The sequence below is a fragment of the Winogradskyella sp. genome, from assembly GCF_013042245.1.
Taxonomy (GTDB): domain Bacteria; phylum Bacteroidota; class Bacteroidia; order Flavobacteriales; family Flavobacteriaceae; genus Winogradskyella.
The window spans coordinates 1-19,149 of record NZ_JABDQL010000137.1 but is presented as its reverse complement, the minus strand read 5'-3'; the positions used below and the strand labels follow the sequence as shown (position 1 = coordinate 19,149).

The window sequence follows — 19,149 nt, the reverse complement described above, 5'->3', positions numbered from 1 at the left end:
GATACTTGAGCGGATTAAGAATAATAATCAACGCCTAAAAGAGTTTGCATTATATGCCATTACAGGGCAATCCGCTTGGGAATTATGGAGAACAAGTACTAATTCAGTCATATGTTAGAATATAGCCTATTTTTTTAGTTCAAAAGTATTACCATCAAATTCGCCATAGGTAAAATACTGTATCCAATCACCGAGATTAATGTATTTGGATGTTTCATTAAGCTGAATTTGTAGAGGCAAATGCCTATGTCCAAATATAAAATAATCACGATGTTTGTCTTCTAGTTTTTTTCGACTGTAAATAGCAAGCCATTCATTATCTTCCCCTAAGAATGTAGCATCATCATCACCTGAAATTAACTTGTTCTTTACAGAGAAATACTGTGCGATTCGCATGCCAATATCTGGATGACCCCAGCGAAAAAGCCAGTTAAAAAACTTGCCTTTAAATATTTTTTTCATGCGTTTGTAGCCTTTGTCACCAGGACCTAAACCATCGCCGTGTCCTATAAAAAAATCCTTAGCTCCAAGTTTAAATTCTTGCGGTTTATGATACACAGGAATTCCAAGTTCTTCTTCAAAATAGCCATTCATCCACAAATCGTGATTACCTACAAAATAATGGATTGGTATACCAGAGTCTGCAATTTCAACCAATTTTCCTAGGGTTCTTGTAAAACCTTTTGGGATAACGGTTCTATATTCAAACCAAAAGTCGAATAAATCTCCAAGTAGAAAAATTGCAGCAGCATCTTCTTTAATCTCGTCTAACCAAGCGACAAACTTCTTTTCGCGTGGTCTTGAGGCTTCTATGGTTGGAGCGCCGAGATGATTATCAGAAGCAAAGTAGATTTTTTTGCCTTTGGGAATTTCTATGTGATGAATATTAGTCATTATCTGAAGCAAACCACTCTGCAAATGAAGTGGCAGTTTCTTGAAGTTTTAAGGAGTGTAATTTAATATTTTGCGGTAAGTGTTTCTTTATTTTTATGGCAAAATCGATAACCATCATTTCGCTTGTAGGTTGGTAATCTACCAAAAGCACATTGTGTCCGCGGTCTGCTAGTTCTTTTGCTAGTTCTACATGTGGTGTGTTTTTATTGAAAACCGTAGCGTGGTCAAAAACATCAACAATTTCAGTTTTCACTATTTTTTTGAGGTCACCAAAGTCAATGACCATTCCAAATTTTACATTGGTATTATCAGAAATTGGTTTGCCAATAACCGTAACATCTAATCTGTAACTGTGACCGTGAACGTTTTTGCATTTACCATCGTAGCCATAAAGTGCATGACCAGTTTCAAAAGAAAACTGCTTTGTAATTCTAATATTACTCATTATCTACGTCCTTTTCTCTTATTTACAAAATAAACGATTACTAAAACCAAACCTAACAAAAGAAACAATCCGTTTCCACTAAAAAAACTTAAGATATCCATTTAATCGTCTTTTAATCTTTTCTTTCTATTTCTGTAAATTGTATATGCGATAAACACCAAAATCAAAAAATGGTAATATAGTTCCAATAAAAACACCGATAGCGTAGCTGGCATCTGGTGCTTCTTTCAGTTTTTTGTCAATGTAGACATCCTGCAATAGTGTTATTAAAAATGTTATTAAGAACATTACCAATTTTAGATTTTATTAAATAACGATTTACAATTCAAATTTAAGTGTTTTGTGCTAGCGGTCTAAATGTTTTCCTAAATTTTATAATTAACGGAAAACCTCGAGCAATAATCCAGAGTGTAAAGGCAATAAAAACGCCATGAAGTTTTAAGCCAATACTATCGGTATAAGTTATTACAGGAATAAAAACCAATAATGTTGAAAATAGAAGTAGATTTCTTAGATATTTCATTTTACCTAGACCTTTAAAAACACCATCAAATATGAATGCTAAAGCGCAAAGCGGTTGCATTAATAATACAACCCAAAACACCTCATAAAAGGCTTTTAAAACTTCAGAATCATTGCTAAAAACATGACCAATAGGGTAATAGAGTAGACCTCCAATTATTGCCATGAGTAAACCAACTAAAATTCCGTATTTAATGAGTTTATTACTCAAGTCAATAAGATTTTTATAGTCTTTTGCACCCAATAATTTACCCGATAAAATATTTCCAGCACTCGCATAACCGTCGATTAAAAAGGCACCTAGAAACCATAAATTTATAGCAATAGTGTACGCTGCAATATAAGTTGGTCCGTAAGAGGTCGCAAAGCTTGTGGCAAAATAAAGCGCTACGTTTAATGCTATTGTTCTAATAAATAGGTTGAGAATCATTAACGCAAATCGTTTAATTTCTGGATTAAAAGGAAAACGCAATAACAGAGGAATATCTGTCTTTTTTAATATGTAAAACGCTGATAAACCAGCCATGAGCATTTGAGCAATAACACTGGCGTAAGCGGCACCTCTTATATGCATTGCAGGAATAATATTTGCAAAACCATATACTAATATAAAGTCAAATATAATATTTGCAACAGCTCCCGTAATAGCAATTAGCATTGGGTGATAGGTGTTTTGAAGCCCACGAAACGTACCAAAAACAGCAATTGTAAATAATGTAAAAGGAAAGCCGAATACACGAATTTGATAATAGTCTACACTGTAATCTAAAATTAAATTTGAAGCATTATACAACTTGAAAATTTGTGCTGCAAAAGGATAAGTAAATGCTATAATTAAAACACTTAGTGATGTAATTAAGAACATCGCTTGAGCGGGTAAATTTTTTACAGCCTCTACTTTTCCAGCACCTAAATATTGTGAAACAATCGATGATATGGCACTTCGTGTTTGCCCCAAAACCCAAATAAGCATAGATAAAAATGCAGAAACTACACCAACAGCTGCAAGAGATTCGGTAGCGTTTAAAGACATATTACCAATAATAGCTGCGTCAGTTAGTGATAGAATTGGTTCTGAAATACCAGAAATTAAAGCTGGTATAGCAAGTTTGTTAATTTGTTTTAAAGTTATGGAGTTGCTCACAATACTAATTCGTAACAATGAAAAGGATATTTACTTTGTTTTGGAAAATAAATATCACCTAGTCTTTTATAGCCGCGAAGGTCGTAAAACTTTTGGTTTCTTTTGTTCTTGGAAAAAGTATCTAAGCGTATAGAAGTATAGTCATTTTCTATGGCAAATTTTTCAGCAAAACTCATAAACTGTTGTGCATAACCTTTGCTTTGATACTCTGGAAGAATAGCCAATCTATGAATGTAGAGATTGTTTTTATTTTTAGTTAGCCACTGTACAGGAATATATTCTTCGTCCATATAATTAGAAATCACTAAAGTACCTACAATTTTATCATCTATTTCTAAGATATAAAGCTCATCTCTAGTAATATCTTCTATAAAAGCTTTTTTATTGGGGTAATGTTCATTCCATTGATAAATACCATTAGAAATCATATGTTTAGCACAGGCTTTTGATAGCATCATAACCTCTTCAATATCTGATAATCTCGCTTTCCGAATCATTAATAATGTTTACTTTTGCTTTTTAAGTCTTCTATTATGAAAAATATTCTAGTTCCTGTTGGGTCTTCAAAAAATGCAAAATGTCATTTACAGTATGCTGTTGATTTTGCAAAAGCTTTTGGTGCCAAGGTTTATGTTGTTCAAATATATAATGTTTACACTAAAGCAGGTACTATGATTAAGATTGACCATATACTTGAGCGTGAAAGCCATAAATTTTTAGATGAGCACGCAGCATCGATAGATAAAAAAGGCGTTGAGGTTATTACCAGAGTTTTTAAAGGAAAGTTAGTGGATACAATTGAACTAGCTTGCAGGGCATTAGCTATTGATTTAATTGTTTTAGAGCCTAGAACAAATTCTATAAAGGAAGAGGTATATTTAGGTAAAACTTCAGGAAAAATAGTTAAACAAACTCAAATACCTGCTTTAATTGTACCAGAAGGTTGTGTGTATAAACCCATCTCAAAAATATTAATAGCAGTAAAATCTGTAGCTACGGAGAAAAAAAATGTTTTAAAACCGTTACATTATATTAAAGGGCAGTTTAATGCAGTTGTTAATTTACTCTTAGTGAAGACAGCTCAGTATAAAAAAGAAGATTTTGATGTTAATAAGGAGTTAAAGCAAATAATTGCTAAGATAGAGGAAGTTGAAGCGCCTACCACATTTCAGGGCGTATTAGAACATTATAAAACTCATAATCCAGATTTGCTTTGTGTTGTAAGGCGTAAAAGAGGTTTTTTTCAGAAACTTTGGGAAGACAATACAATTCTTAAAAAAGATTTTCATAGCACAACAATTCCTGTGCTCGTTTTAAGTGAGTTAAAATAACAAGGGGCATTAGCTCAGCTGGCTAGAGCGCTACGCTGGCAGCGTAGAGGTCATCGGTTCGACTCCGATATGCTCCACCTTGTTAAAGCTTCAAGATTACTTTGTCTTGAAGCTTTTTTCTTTAGAATAACCAAAATTTTAAACAGAACTAGTGATTTTATAGCAAAACATAAATTTTAATTATGTATATTATAAGATATATGTATAAAAACTTATGAATTAAAAGTTTAATATTTGCACCATAATTAAATTTTAGATTATGGTCTTTAAAAGATTTTTTAATTTGCCTAATACTGTTACAATATTCTTTACAGTACTGTTTGTTGCCAATATTCTTCTATTAATTTTTGGAGGTAAAATCTCTTATGAGATAGAAGATGTTTTTAGAATTAACACATTTACAGTCTTAATATGGTCTGTAGTTACATTCTTTGGCGCAGTAATTAGTAGATATGCTTCAAGTTATCTTACTGGTTTTAAGTTTCATACCAAATTTATGTTGATGTGTACTGGATTTACATTGTCTGTAATGGTTTTTATTATGTCAAACCATGTTATATCATTCTTAGGGTCGTGGTTAGTGATGGGTATTTTTATGGCTAAACTTATAGGTGTAGACTCTCGCTGGGGAGAGGCTAAAGAAGCATCTAAAGTGGCTCAAAGATTCTTTTTTACTGGAAGTGCTTTTTTAAGTACTGGAGTTTTATTGCTATCGTTTCATTCAAATCAGTTAACAATAGATGGTATAATAGCACAAGTAAATACCTTGCCATATTATGTAACACTAATTGCCAGTATATTTATAATTTTAGCTGCTTTGGTCCAGTCCGCAATTTATCCATTTCATAGATGGTTACTATCTGCAATGACATCGCCAACACCAGCATCTGCATTAATGCACGCGGGTTTTGTAAACGGTTCAGGAATTTTATTAGCATTATTTGCGACGTTACTTTTTTCTTCAAACACATTAAGCTTACTCTTTATTATTGGAGGTTTGACAGCTATAGTTGCCCAGTTTACCAAGCTACTTCAGGTTAATGTAAAACAAAAGTTAGCATGCTCTACAATAGCCCAGATGGGTTTTATGATTATGCAATGTGGCTTAGGTTTTTTTAATGCTGCTATTGCGCATTTAATTCTTCATGGGTTTTACAAGGCCTACCTATTTTTATCATCTGGAGAAGAAATCAAGCAATCTATACCTCAAAAACCATTAGAATTAAAGATTAAGCCGCTTCAAGCTGTTTTGGTATTGATTTTTGGAGCTTTAGGTGCTCTACTTTTTGTGACATTAACAGGAAAAGGAGCATCTCTAGATAACAGTATTTTCTTAACCTTAATCGTTTCTATTACCGTAGGACAAGCAACTTATAATATTGTAAAAGAAAAAAGCTTATCAACACTTCAAAAACTTGTAGTACCACCAGTTTTGTTTATTGCAGGAATCGGGGTTTATGCGCTATTTTATAACGGTGTTACACTTTTAATGGCTGACTTACCAATGGCTGTAGTGCCATTACAAATTACAACTGTAGAAATCATATTCGGTATCATATTCTTAGTTGGGTTCTTTATAATGAAACTAGGTTTTTACCGTAACATTCCTTGGTTATACGTCAAGTTACTTAATGTATCTCAGCCTTACAAAAAAACGATTTTAAAGTACAAAAACTCTTAAAAGATAAAGCCATGATAAACAATAACATTAAAACAAGTATTGCTACTGCATCAAAAGTTATAGGTAACACTTGGCCATTATATTCTTTTGTTACATCTAATCCACTTTCTGGATACGAAACATCAACCTTTACAGAAGCTACAAAACAAGCTTCAAAACATTTAGGAGCAAGAGTTTTTCCTAAAGCACACGTCTTTAAACAGGCTTGGGATAATAACGAAATAGATAAATACGAATTATCTAAATTGTTAAAAGAAAATGGTCTTAAAAAGAGCCCAGAGACGTACATTTCTAAGTTAACTTGCTACAAGGAAAAGACATCAGAAAACCCATTTCATGTTTTAGATGTAATCATGACCAAGTGGCTTGCAGCTTTTATGGATGAAGGTTTAGCAGAATGGCAAATGCCAAATAAAACCAAAGGATTTTATAAATCATGGCGTCAACTCGCAAAATATGATAATGACGTATCAATAAAGCGTACAAATGACCTGCCAAAAACAAAAGAGGAAGCACTAAACACGGTTTTAAATGGTATTTCTGAAGAAGATTACACCAATATATTTAAACTTCACATCGCTGCTTTACCAGGTTGGACAGGTTATATTAACCATCGTAACCAGTACGATACGGTTTGGCAAAACACCTATCCAATTGACTTAGAAGATTACTTAGCGGTAAGACTTTCTATAGCTTCAAATTTAGGGATTGATATAAATAGTATTTTAACTAATAAACCAGAATGCGATTCTGTATTACAACTTCAGCTTATATTTTTGAAAGCATGGGAAAAAACCCTTCAAAATACAATAGTTGAGTTAGTAGATACTTCAAAATCTGAAAAGAAAACTAATAAAACAATTGAAACTGTAGATGCACAATTGGTGTTCTGTATAGATACTCGGAGCGAGCTAATTAGAAGACACGTTGAAGCTAAAGGGAATTATCAAACCTATGGTTATGCAGGTTTTTTTGGTATAGCAATGGATTACCAAGATTTAAAAGAGGGTATTAATAGAAAATCGTGTCCTCCAATATTAAATTCTGCTTATAAGGTTACAGAAAAACCACAAGCAGGCAAGGAAGAAGCCGTTAATAGACTTGAAATAAAGAACGATAGAGACACATTTTGGAATTACTTCTTTAGACGTATGAAGAATATGCTACCATCTGGTTTTGGTTTTGTGGAAGGAACAGGTGTTTTTTATGGTTTGTTAATGATTGCTAGAACACTTGTTCCAAGCAAATTATACGCGGTCAAAAAGAAAACAGCACAAAACCACGAAGCTATTTGTGAGACACATTGTGAACCAGTAACTCCAACAGTGGGCTATCACAGTATGACTTTGGATGAAAAAGTAGCAATTGTAAAATCAGGATTTGATTTAATGGGCTGGAAGACCTTTGCGCCACTTATAGTATTTACCGGGCATGGAAGTCACACTGCTAATAACCCTTTTGGTTCTAGTTTAGATTGTGGTGCTTGTGCTGCTAGTCCAGGAAGACATAATGCACGTCTACTAGCAAAATTAGCTAACGACAATGAAGTAAGAGCAGCATTGTCTTATAAATACAACATTTCAATACCAAATAATACAGTATTTATTGGAGCAGAACATAATACAACAACAGATGAAATAGTATTGTTTGATTCTCAAATACCAGTATCTCATAATTCGCTTGTAGCGGATTTAAAAGCAAGCTTAGTCGAAGCTCAGAAAACAGCATCACAACAACGTTTAGGTATGGTGGAAAAAAGTATTACAACGGCAAACAAGAAAGCTAATAGCTGGTCCGAAACAAGACCAGAATGGGGTCTTGCAAAAAATGCGGCTTTTATCATTGGTTCCAGAGAATTAACCAAAGGGAAAGACCTAGACGGAAGAAGTTTTTTACATTCTTACGATTGGGAAATGGATAAAGAAGGCAAGGCTTTAGAAGGTATAATGCAAGGTCCAATGGTAGTAACACAATGGATTAATAACCATTACTATTTCTCTACTGTAGATAACGAAACTTTTGGAGGCGGTACCAAAATCACACAAAATATCACAGGAAAATTCGGTGTATTACAAGGTAATGGAGGAGACTTAAGAATGGGTTTACCACTTCAATCTGTAAACAAAACAGATACAGAAATGTATCACCAACCGCTAAGACTTTCTGTTTTGATACATGCGCCATTAGAACGCGTAAATACAATTCTTTTAAACAATGAGCATTTAAAAAGCTTATTAGATAATGAATGGATTTACCTTATGGTAATGGATGCTAATGATAAAAATACTGTTAAGCGATATTCTAAAAACATGAACTGGACTTGGCCTACAAAAGAAAAAAAGGAAAGAAAAGCAAGACCTTCAACTAAGGAAGAATTTGAAAAAGAGTTAGCATAATTATTAATAGTCGTTAATCTCAAATAAAAGAGCACCATTGGTGCTCTTTTATTATGCTATAAACTCAACAATTAATTGACAGATTTTTTTCAACGCGTTGGATAAATGATTTTCTTCCCAAGGATGTTTTGTATTGAACACATGATTAGCATCTTCGATAACAGAAAACTGACTTGATGGATTCCATTGGTGAATTTTTTCAGCTTCAGAAACAGAAATCGATGTATCAGCATCACCATGAATAATCAGATTAGGTACTTTCATTTTTTTACATGCAGCTTCAATATTAAGTCTGTTTTTATTCTGAATAAAATCTTCATAAAACTGATAGTAATGTGGCATTTGTTGTTTTGTTCGTCCGTTGGCTACGTACTTAACACCATCTTTTTTCCATTGGTCTAAATCGTCAATTGTAGCCATACGTTTTTCAAAATCACAAACGCTGGCAAGCGTAATTAATTTTCTAATTCTAGAATCTTCAACTGCTTTTAAAATGGAAATACCACCACCACGACTATGACCGATAAGGTAGATTTCTGAAGTGTTTACAAATGATTTTTCTTTAAAATGCTTAACAGTCCAATCTATTACATCTCCTAAGTCATCTAATTCTTTGGTATAATTGTTATTTCCAAAGGCGTCAAGGTCTGGGAAATCGATGGGTTGTTCTAATGTTCCTCCATTGTGTGAAAAATTGAACTTAATAAAACAAAAACTAGATTTAGCAATAGTCTCTGCCATTAGATTCCACGCACCCCAATCTTTAAAGCCTTTATAGCCATGACAGAAAATAACAATAGGTTGATTTTCTTTTGTTACTTGGTAAAATGTATCTATAAGTATGGGTTTATTGTTTTTTCGTTTTAAAACAATGTTTTTTTCAATATACATTAGTCCAATTCTTTTTCTATAAAATTAATATCAGGATTACAGATTTCTACAATGAGATTTTTTAGTTGAATTTCAAAATTTTGAAGCGTTTCTTCAGAAACCTCATGATTCTTAGTTCTACTGTATGTAGATTCTTTTGTGGCAAATTTTAGAAAGCCTTGATTAAGATTTTTAAAAGAAATTATACCTGCTTCAACTGGCAGTTGTATTACTTTTTCTTTCTTCAACATATAGGCATAACACAAAATTTGAAATGGTTTGCTAAACTTTTTATAATCTGTATTGAGTAAATCCCATTCTACAATTTCAACATTATTTTGTTCGACTTTTCCAGATTTATAATCAATGATTCGTACGACGTCATTAAGCTCATCTACACGGTCTACTTTACCTTTTAGTTTAATGGGGAAATTGAGTTTTGGAATATCTATTTCCACTGAATTATCAACCTCTATTGCAAGTATTTTAAGCGTATTTCCGTTTTTGAGGAGTTCTATTTCAGATTGAATAAAATTGGATATATAGCGCTTTGCAATTTCGAATGTAATGAGGTTTTTTCCTTGGGAAATATCCCCTTTTTTATATATCTGTTCAAATTGTTTTATAACAGTGGCGTCTATTAGAGACGTCATTTTTTTAAGGTTTTCAACCTTCATAAAATGACCCTCAAAAGGTTTATAAAAAACCTCTAGTGTATTATGAATAACAGTCCCTAAAGTATTAGCCGCTATAGTTTCTTCTACGTCTTCAGTATTTTTTATACCCAGTATTTTTTCAGAATAAAAATCGATAGGATTTCGGATATAGTTTGTTAAAGATGAGGGAGAAAACCCTTTTTCGGCTATAGTTCTAAGCTCATCTATTACAGTTTTAGTTTTTTTAATTTCTATCAATTCTTTCGTAATAGAAGGAATTGGTGGAGAAATTATTTTATGATTAATTTCGTGAATACCTTCAACTTCGAGTTGGGTTATAAATCTACTCTTTTCACCACCTTTGAGCGCGTCTATTTCGGTATTATAAATGAGATATACGTTTTTGGCGCGTTGTATTAAACTATAAAAATGATAAGTGTAAACAGCATCTTTTTCTTTGTACGTAGGTAAGTTATTTTCGAGCTTTACATCAAAGGGTATAAAGGAATTATTTGTTTTTCCACCAGGAAGTATACCTTCATTTACAGAAGTTATAATTACAGTTTCAAAATCTAACACACGAGACTCTAACATTCCTATAATTTGAAGACCTTCTAGAGGTTCACCTTGGAAATCTAGGGTCTCATTACTTAATAATTCTTTATAAACAGTTTCAAGTGATGATATGTCCGTAATGTGTTTGTATTTTGAATTTAGTGTCAGAATTTCATTAAAAAGCACATTAAACCGGTATAGATACTCAAGCTCTAACCGTTTTTCGGTTTTATCATTAAAGCCTTCCTTTATGGCATATATTAGCTTTTGGCAGCGTTCAATATCTTTGGAGATTGAATTATTCCAGTCTTTAAATAGAAGTTGAATAATAACTTTATCATTAGGCTCAGAAAGTTCTGTAAGGTCTTCAGCAGAAAGATATGTAATATTGTTTTTTTGAATATGCTGCAATATATTCTTGCCCGATGTTATTACATACTGAATCATTTGATGCGAAATAACGGCTATAATATCTTTATAGTAAAACTTTTTAGGTCTTGTTTTATGAATACTAAAAAGTTTATGAAAGAATGCTGCGAGGGGAATGGACTCCAAGGGCAATCCCATAGTAACATTTATAGTATTTATATTTTCTGGGATAGCGTTTAACATTGGAGTCAATAGTGACTCATCTCCCAAAACTATAGCAGTCTTGCTCAGTCCGCGTTTTTCTTGAGCTATGCTATTTAATAGATTTCCAACATATTTGCTTTGCCCTATAGATTTTGGGCATCCAATAACATTTATTGTTTTTTTATCTTGGTATGTAGAAGTTGTCCATTTAAAAGGATGTGTTTTGTAAAAAGCCCAGGCTTTATGTTTTCTAGCAAATAAACCTGCGCTATGCGAATCATTGTTTAAAAACTGCTCGTCAATATCCCAGTAGATTTGTGCTTGACCATTTTGAAGCAATTCTTGAATAATTCTTGATTCCGAGGAGTTTAAGGCATTAAATCCTAGAAATACATGTGTTTTATTTATTGTTTGAATGTAGGACTCTAGATTTTCTGAAGCCTCTTTATAGATTAGCCCCTGGTATGCAGAGTTTTGAGCAATTAGGTCATCTGTAAATTGTGTGTAATAGTTTTTTAAGTTATTCCAGAAGCTTAAATAATTGATAATAAAATCGGTTTTTTGCTCTTCTAATGACCAATGGTTCAATTCTTGAATTGCACTTAGATATTCAAAAATAGTTTTTGGTGTAATGAGATATCTATCAATTTCATTAAAATCCTGAATTAAGATTTGAGCCCATTTTGAAAAGCTTTCAAAAGATTCAATTTTAGAACTATCTGTAATTTTTTTATAGGAATCGTAAAATTGAAATAGGAGTTCCACTCCAGAGACTTGGTTTAATTGCGATAGTTCTTTTACAAAGTCTTCTATGCTTAAAATTTCTGGTGCAAAATTAGTTTGACAAATATAGTTTTTAAGCTTACTTTTTATAAAGACCCCAGCTCTTTTGCTGGGCAACACGAAAATGATATTAGAAAAATCAATATTATTGACCTTTAAATCTGATAAAACATGTTCTATAAAAGTATTCATATGCCTAAACTAAAAAACGCTTCGGAACTCCGAAGCGTTTTTTAAAAATTTATATTTTGAAAAAAATTAGTTAGCTAAGCTAATCTCAACTCTTCTGTTTTGTTTTCTTCCCTCTCTTGTTTTGTTAGATGCAATTGGCTTAGATTCACCAAAACCTTGTGATGACAATCTAAACTCATTTACTCCATAAGCAACTAAGTAATCTTTTACAGATAATGCTCTTGCTTCAGATAAACCTTGATTTAATTTTTCTGAACCAACACTATCAGTGTGACCTTCTACTGTAAATTTAGCTTCTGGATATTTGTTAATAATTGCTATTATATCAGCTAATACCTTCTCAGACTCATTTTTAATTAAAAATTTACCTGTGTCAAATAAGATAGTTTTTGCATACTCATTTAAAGTATCTTGTATCTCTTTAGTTACTTCAGGACATCCGTTATTAGCAACAGTACCAGCAACATCTGGACACTTATCGTCTTTATCTAATACACCATCACCGTCTTTATCTTGGTAAGGACACCCTTTATTAGCAGAAGGACCTATTTCATTAGGACAATTATCATCACCATCAGCAATACCGTCACCATCAGCATCTGGACAACCCATTAAAGATTTAAGACCTGCAACTGTAGGACATTTATCATCTCCGTCAACAACACCATCACCATCAGCATCAGGACAGCCATTAAACTCAGCTAAACCTGCTTCATTAGGACAGTCATCTTTAGAATCTTCTATACCGTCATTATCAGAATCAGGACATCCGTTGAAAGCTTCTAAGCCAGCTACTTCTGGACAAGCGTCTTCGCTGTCATAAATACCATCACCATCAGTGTCTACTCCACCAAACGTGAAAGTTACACCCAAAGAATGTTGAAAATGTGAAGGTAAATAATCTTCGAAAGAATGCTTGTAAGCAGATTGTGCGTCAATTGCAACAAACTCATTTAACCAAAATTTAACTCCTAAAGTACCATTTAAAGTTCCTGCTCCAATATTATCAACCCAAGTGTAACCACCACCTGCACCTAAATAAGGGTCAAATGTGTTTGAATTAATTAAACCTTTAAAACTATAAGACACAGTACCATCTAAGGCAAAATAAGTTAAGTCGTCAACTTCATTTGTGGTTTCTACTCCAAACATATCTGTATTTGAACCAAACTTACTTATTCTGTTTAATGTACCAGCTGCTGTAAATGTGAAACCATCGTCTAGGTATCTGGAAACAGCTGCTCTAGATACAAAAGGCAAAATATTCCAGTGATCTGTAACGTTAAAGTATTCGTCAAACCATTCTCCTTGAGGCGCATCCTCTCCAACAGGATAAACATCAACTGCATTTACTCCTAAAGTAAAAGCCCATGGATTGTTTTTATCCTGAGCATTAGCAGTGCTAAAGCTGGCTAAAAGCACAGCTACAAATAATAATCTGCTAAGATTTTTCATATTTTAAATAATTTAATTTTAAGTGTTAATTGATAGCAAATGTAAGTTGTTAAACATTATTAACAAAGACAAATATAGAAAAATATTGATATAAAGCCTTTATATATAGCCATTCTAAAAGAATTTATATAATTTCTAAACGTTTACCTACGTTAGTAAATGCTTCAATAGCTTTATCTAAATGCTCTTTCTCATGGGCTGCAGATAGTTGTACGCGAATTCTTGCTTTTTCTTTTGGCACTACAGGAAAGAAAAATCCTACGACATATATTCCCATTTCTAGAAGCATATTTGCCATAATTTGTGATAGTTTAGCGTCATAAAGCATTACAGGGACTATTGCAGAGTCTCCATCTATGATATCAAATCCTGCTCTTTTCAATTCTTTTTTGAAATAATTGGTATTCCACTCGAGCTTATCCCTTAAGGATGTATCTCCTTTAAGCATATCAAAAACCTTTACAGAAGCACCAACAATTGCCGGAGCTAAAGAGTTTGAAAATAAATAAGGTCTTGAGCGCTGTCTTAATATTTCTATAATTTCTTTTTTAGCTGTAGTATAACCGCCCATAGCACCACCCATAGCTTTTCCTAGTGTTCCTGTTATAATATCTACACGGTCCAAAACACCTTTTTCTTCAAGTGTGCCAATACCTGTTTCTCCAATAAATCCCGTAGCATGACATTCATCAATCATTACCATAGCATCGTATTTGTCAGCTAAGTCACAAATTTTGTCTAGAGGGGCAACAAGACCATCCATTGAAAACACACCATCGGTAACTATAATCTTATGTCTTGCTCCATTTTTATGGGCTTCTATTAGTTGTGTTTCTAAATCAGCCATATCATTATTTTGGTAGCGGTAACGTGCCGCTTTGCATAAACGCACACCATCAATAATTGATGCATGGTTTAAAGAATCAGAGATGATAGCATCCTCTTTGCCTAACAAGGGTTCAAATACACCACCATTTGCATCAAAAGCTGCCGCGTATAATATAGTGTCTTCAGTACCGTAAAAATCTGCAATTTTTTGTTCAAGTTCCTTGTGAATATCTTGAGTTCCGCAAATAAAACGTACAGATGACATACCAAAACCGTGCGTGTCCATAGTGTCCTTAGCAGCTTGTACAACTTCTGGATGTGACGAAAGACCTAAATAGTTATTAGCACAAAAATTCAAAACTTTTTGACCTGTACTTAAGGTTATTTCTGGGCCCTGAGCCGATGTGATAATCCGCTCTTCTTTAAAAAGACCAGCTTCTTTAATTTTTTCTATTTCTTTATCGAGATGTTCTTTTATTGCTCCGTACATTATTATTTATTTTTTTGAGTTTAGCAAAGTTACTATTTAACTTCAAAAATAGTAATAGGCTCATTGGTGTAAATGAGTAATTTTTTTTCAATCTTATAATTCATATCAGCCAAGACTTTTGCATAAGAATTAAGTTGTCGAGCATATTTTTCATCTTCGGAACCTGTTTTATAATCTATGATAACAACGATATCTTCTTTTATTACTAAGCGGTCTGGTCTAAAAAATTCACCACTCTCTGAGATGATATCCTTTTCATTAAAAATAGTGTAACTGTCAGTAAAATAGAGAGAAAGTTGTTCATGCTTTACTATGGAAATGACTTTACCTTTTAATTCATTAACTTCTGAATTTGAAATATGACCTTCACGAAGTACCGACTCAATAGCAAAATCAACATCATGCAAGGTTTTTATTCTTGACATGATTAAATGTATGAGATTGCCATAATTAATGGCTTTTTCTTGTTTTGTATCCCATAGAGAACCAGAATTGGTAATGATTTTTAAGTTATGAGACTCTTTAGCAGAAGAGATGAATTTGTATTCATGTTCGATATCTTCACCTAAAGCCTCAGAAGAAGATATTAAAAGTCTACCAAAACTGTATTCGGTTTTGTTTTCATCCCAAATATTAATGCTCTTGATAAAATTAATAAAAAGCCCGGCATAGGTTTTCTCATTAACTACACCCTTTGTGTTTATATCTTTTTTTGAAATAATATAAAGTCGTTCAATTGCTCTTGTAAGGGTAACATACAGTAAGTTAATACCATCTAATTCTAATTCTGATTGATGGTTTTGGTAAATTTCTTCTCCGATTTCTCCAAAACTCTGAAAGTCTTTAGAGTAGTTAATCAATGCACATTCAAATCCTGAATATTTTTCTTTTTCTAGAGGAAACCAAGCTTTAGGCTCTAATTCTCGATAGATATCTAAATCTGCAAAAGGATAAATAACTACAGGAAACTCTAAGCCTTTGGATTTATGAATAGTCATTACAGAAACTGCATTCAAATTATTGGGCATAGCTATACTCAATGCTTCTTTTTTTGTTTCAAAATACTCTAAAAAACTAAGAATATCTGAGGATTGTTTTTTGCTAAAATCAAAAACAGTGTCTAAGAAAAATTGTACATAAGCGTCTGGAGCTGCTTTGCAAAGTCCAAAATTGCGAACTAAAGTTTCGACCATTTCATAAATGGGCATTTGTAGAAGTTCGGTAAAGTATAATGAGGCACCAAAGTTTTTAAATGAATCAAATAAATCTTCGGGAGACAAGTCTAAATGCGAAACTAAAAATCGATGCTTGTCTTCAATTTCAAAAAGTTCAGAAATTTTATAAAGTAATTCCAGTTTTAGTTTTTTATCTTCGGGATTAACTAGAAGCCACATTGCTAAGTTTAGCAATTTCACTTTTGGCGAATTATTTAACAATAAGGTTTCTGAAGAAACAATGTTTACTTCTTTATTGGTTAAATAATCTGAAATGGCAATACCTTCTTTTCGTTTTCTTACCAGAACACAAATATCTTTGAGTTGATAACCACTTTCTAAACAAGATTCAATGGTCTCATAGGTTTTTTGGATGTAGGCTTCGTTTCTTGTATCAGAATCATCAAACTCTAAAAGTGAAAGATTAACATAACCAACGTCCTCTTTTTTAAGATTTTGCTCAGCATCCTTATATAATGCAGCGTAATTTTCGTGGGTAAAAAACTCTTCAGAAATAAACTTAAAAAATGAGTTATTAAAATCTATAATGGCTTTGTGACTACGAAAATTATTTTCCAAGTTTTTTATACTGACTTCGGTTTGAAAAGGATTTGTTTTCTTTTGAAATAAATCCATAAACTGCTCGGCATCTCCTCCACGCCAACGGTAAATAGATTGTTTAGCATCGCCAACTAGCATTGAAGAACCGTGATTTGATGACAATGCATTTTCCATCAATGGAATAAGATTTTGCCACTGCATTGCTGATGTATCTTGAAATTCATCTACAAAATAGTGTCTAAATTTTTCACCCAAGCGTTCGTAGATAAAGGGTGTTGGTTGGTCTTTAATTTCATTACTAATCAGTGTATTAAATTCTGAAATGAGTAATTTGTTTTCTTCTTCTTTAAGGATTTTTAATTCGTTTTGAAGCGCATTAATAACAGAGAGTGGTGTTATATTTTTGTAAATAGCTTTGTTGAATTTTAAATAAAAGACCCAGTGCTTGGTTTTATTGTATGATTCTGCTAATCTTGGCTGAATACTGTCAATTGTCTCGGCAATAGCATCACTTACACGTTTAGGATAGAGCGTTTCGCCGTTAACTAAATTGCTTTGCCATACGGAATCAAATTTAATATTAAACTTTTTTTCTTTGAGATTTAAAAAATGATTAGGTAGTGATTTTCTATTAAAATTATTAAACTGTAGGTCAGCTTCATCAATAAGATGTAATACGCTTGTTGCTTCTTCAACAATTTGATGTTCTATGTTAGTTATTTTTTTAACGAGTTGTTTTTTTAGATGACTAAAATCATCAAGTGTTTTTTCTTTTAGTTGGTTAATAAACGGTAGGTCGCTTTCGTTCAGTAATAATTTTCCAATTTTATTAAAGTCGTAACTAATATCCCAACTCTTATCATCATCGGCTTTTTCAATTGCAAAATCTACTAATGTTTTGGTGAGTCTTTTATCTGTACCTGCTTTAGCAATTAAATTATCAACGGCTTTTGAGAGCAGATAATCTTGGTCTAATTCTACTTCAAAATTGACTGGCAATTTTAAATCAAAAGCAAAAGTTCTAATAATACGATGCGTAAAACCATCTATCGTAGAAATATCGAAAGCTCCATAATTATGTATTATTTTATTAAGAACTAACTTAGATTTTGCATGAAGCTGAGCTTGAGAAATATTGAGTTCGGTACAGATATCAATACCCATTGGGTGCAGATGTTTCTCATAATCTCCAGAAGAAAATATTTTGAGGATATCTATAATTCTAGTTTTCATTTCACCAACAGCCTTATTGGTAAAGGTTATCGCCAGAATATTTTTAAAATGCTCCTGATTTTTTGAAACTATCAGCAGTTTTATGTAAGACTTTGCCAGCGTGTAGGTTTTTCCACTTCCAGCAGAGGCGCTGTATATTTCAAAAGTTGGTTTCAACAGATTAATTTTATACCAAAATAGGTAATCTTAATATTTTATTTAGATTTTCTTAAAGACAATATTGTAAATTTGTTAAAATTGAATTACTAACACTTAAAAGTAAAAATATTATGGCTTTTGAATTACCAAAATTAAAATATGCTTACGATGCTCTAGAGCCGCATATCGATGCCCGCACCATGGAGATACATCATTCTAAGCATCACAACGGATATACAACAAAACTAAACGCAGCAATTGAAGGCACAGATTTAGCTGGAAAATCTATTGAAGACATCTTAACCAATCTAGATATGTCCAACAGCGGTGTTAGAAATAACGGTGGTGGTTTTTACAATCATTCATTATTCTGGGATGTTATGAATCCTCAAGACAAAGGTTACCTTTCTGGAGAGCTAAAAGATGCTATTGAAGCAGAGTTTGGTTCTAAAGAAGCATTTATTGAAGCATTTAGTAAGGCAGCTGCTACTCAGTTTGGTTCTGGCTGGGCATGGTTGTGTGTACATAAAGGTGGTAAGGTTGAAGTTTGCTCTACGCCAAACCAAGATAATCCATTAATGCCAGATGTAACGTGTGGCGGAACGCCAATCTTAGGATTAGACGTTTGGGAACATGCATATTACTTAAACTACCAAAACAGAAGACCAGATTATATCGAAGCGTTTTTTAAAGTAGTCAATTGGAATGAGGTTGAAAGACGTTATGCTGAGGCTAAGTAATTAGACGAAGATTTTATAAATAACAAAACCCAAGCTGAAAGGCTTGGGTTTTTGTTTAATTTTTATCTGATTTTGGTGGCGGTGGCGGTGGTGGAGATTTTTTTCGTTTGAGCAATATTTTAAGTTCTAATGAGTCTTGAGAAGAACTTTTTATTGAATCAAAAACATTAATAATCTTCAATAAAGCTTGTCTAAAATCCCTAGACGTGTCTTTTAAATCAATTTCAATCCAAGCTGCTTTGTAATTATGAGGATACAATGGGTTTTTTCCATTGTTCGAATAATGCCTCGTCATTATTTCTATTTTGTATCCTTTATCTATGCTAGATTCAAGTCATAAACGCAACTTCTGTTTTAAACAAAAGTTTATCCATTACTTCTAATGGTGTTTTAAATTTAAGCCTTTTTCTAGACCTATTATTCAATTTTCTTTCAATTATTTCTACCT

The 19,149-nt window shown here is 32.7% G+C and carries 15 protein-coding genes and 1 tRNA gene; 5 read left to right on the top strand and 11 right to left on the bottom strand.

Features of this window, described 5'->3' with window-relative positions; translation table 11 throughout:
* Positions 1–126 precede the first annotated feature (126 nt).
* The 5 genes from HKP48_RS10735 to HKP48_RS10715 all read right to left on the bottom strand — a co-directional run bounded on the left by HKP48_RS10735 (position 127) and on the right by HKP48_RS10715 (position 3,502).
* Positions 127–876, bottom strand: coding sequence for a UDP-2,3-diacylglucosamine diphosphatase (locus HKP48_RS10735; RefSeq protein ID WP_296345679.1), 750 nt, complete (start codon positions 874–876; stop codon positions 127–129).
* A gap of 10 nt (positions 877–886) precedes the next feature.
* Complete coding sequence (locus HKP48_RS10730; protein WP_296345677.1) at positions 887–1,339, bottom strand: 6-carboxytetrahydropterin synthase; 453 nt, start codon at positions 1,337–1,339, stop codon at positions 887–889.
* A 126-nt stretch (positions 1,340–1,465) separates the two neighbouring features.
* On the bottom strand, positions 1,466–1,627 hold the full coding sequence (locus HKP48_RS10725; RefSeq protein WP_296345674.1) for a hypothetical protein: 162 nt from the start codon (positions 1,625–1,627) through the stop codon (positions 1,466–1,468).
* Between the two features lie 43 nt (positions 1,628–1,670).
* Positions 1,671–3,005 (bottom strand): MATE family efflux transporter, encoded by a 1,335-nt coding sequence (locus HKP48_RS10720; RefSeq protein ID WP_296345672.1) that lies wholly within the window; start codon positions 3,003–3,005, stop codon positions 1,671–1,673.
* Positions 3,002–3,502 (bottom strand): GNAT family N-acetyltransferase, encoded by a 501-nt coding sequence (locus HKP48_RS10715; RefSeq protein ID WP_296345670.1) that lies wholly within the window; start codon positions 3,500–3,502, stop codon positions 3,002–3,004. The genes HKP48_RS10720 and HKP48_RS10715 overlap by 4 nt, the downstream gene beginning before the upstream one ends.
* Before the next feature lie 36 nt (positions 3,503–3,538).
* Between HKP48_RS10715 and HKP48_RS10710 the strand changes: the two genes are divergently transcribed.
* From HKP48_RS10710 to HKP48_RS10695, 4 genes are all read left to right on the top strand, one after another.
* Entirely contained in the window at positions 3,539–4,336 is a 798-nt protein-coding gene (locus tag HKP48_RS10710) for a universal stress protein (RefSeq protein WP_296345668.1), read from the top strand.
* 3 nt (positions 4,337–4,339) lie between these two features.
* A tRNA-Ala gene (locus HKP48_RS10705) sits at positions 4,340–4,413 on the top strand.
* Positions 4,414–4,595: 182 nt separating this feature from the next.
* The gene (locus HKP48_RS10700) at positions 4,596–6,017 is read left to right on the top strand and encodes a proton-conducting transporter membrane subunit (protein ID WP_296345665.1); all 1,422 of its coding nucleotides are present in this window, start codon (positions 4,596–4,598) and stop codon (positions 6,015–6,017) included.
* 11 nt (positions 6,018–6,028) lie between these two features.
* Positions 6,029–8,413 carry a DUF2309 domain-containing protein gene (locus tag HKP48_RS10695; protein ID WP_296345663.1) on the top strand — a complete coding sequence of 795 codons (2,385 nt, stop codon included), beginning with the start codon at positions 6,029–6,031 and terminating at the stop codon, positions 8,411–8,413.
* Positions 8,414–8,464: 51 nt separating this feature from the next.
* Here the strand turns inward: HKP48_RS10695 and HKP48_RS10690 are convergent, their stop codons facing one another.
* From HKP48_RS10690 to HKP48_RS10670, 5 genes are all read right to left on the bottom strand, one after another.
* Positions 8,465–9,304, bottom strand: coding sequence for an alpha/beta hydrolase (locus HKP48_RS10690; protein WP_296345661.1), 840 nt, complete (start codon positions 9,302–9,304; stop codon positions 8,465–8,467).
* The gene (locus HKP48_RS10685; protein ID WP_296345659.1) at positions 9,304–12,042 is read right to left on the bottom strand and encodes a PD-(D/E)XK nuclease family protein; all 2,739 of its coding nucleotides are present in this window, start codon (positions 12,040–12,042) and stop codon (positions 9,304–9,306) included. Before HKP48_RS10685 ends, HKP48_RS10690 begins: the two co-directional genes overlap by 1 nt.
* 66 nt (positions 12,043–12,108) lie before the next feature.
* Entirely contained in the window at positions 12,109–13,497 is a 1,389-nt protein-coding gene (locus HKP48_RS10680) for an OmpA family protein (protein ID WP_296345657.1), read from the bottom strand.
* Between the two features lie 124 nt (positions 13,498–13,621).
* The gene (kbl, locus tag HKP48_RS10675; RefSeq protein WP_296345655.1) at positions 13,622–14,815 is read right to left on the bottom strand and encodes a glycine C-acetyltransferase; all 1,194 of its coding nucleotides are present in this window, start codon (positions 14,813–14,815) and stop codon (positions 13,622–13,624) included.
* Between the two features lie 32 nt (positions 14,816–14,847).
* Positions 14,848–17,979, bottom strand: coding sequence for a UvrD-helicase domain-containing protein (locus tag HKP48_RS10670; RefSeq protein WP_296345653.1), 3,132 nt, complete (start codon positions 17,977–17,979; stop codon positions 14,848–14,850).
* A gap of 113 nt (positions 17,980–18,092) precedes the next feature.
* Between HKP48_RS10670 and HKP48_RS10665 the strand changes: the two genes are divergently transcribed.
* Entirely contained in the window at positions 18,093–18,701 is a 609-nt protein-coding gene (locus HKP48_RS10665; protein ID WP_296345652.1) for a superoxide dismutase, read from the top strand.
* 55 nt (positions 18,702–18,756) lie between these two features.
* On the opposite strand, the gene HKP48_RS10660 is transcribed toward HKP48_RS10665, so the two are convergent.
* On the bottom strand, positions 18,757–18,996 hold the full coding sequence (locus HKP48_RS10660) for a hypothetical protein (RefSeq protein WP_296345651.1): 240 nt from the start codon (positions 18,994–18,996) through the stop codon (positions 18,757–18,759).
* Positions 18,997–19,149: the final 153 nt, after the last annotated feature.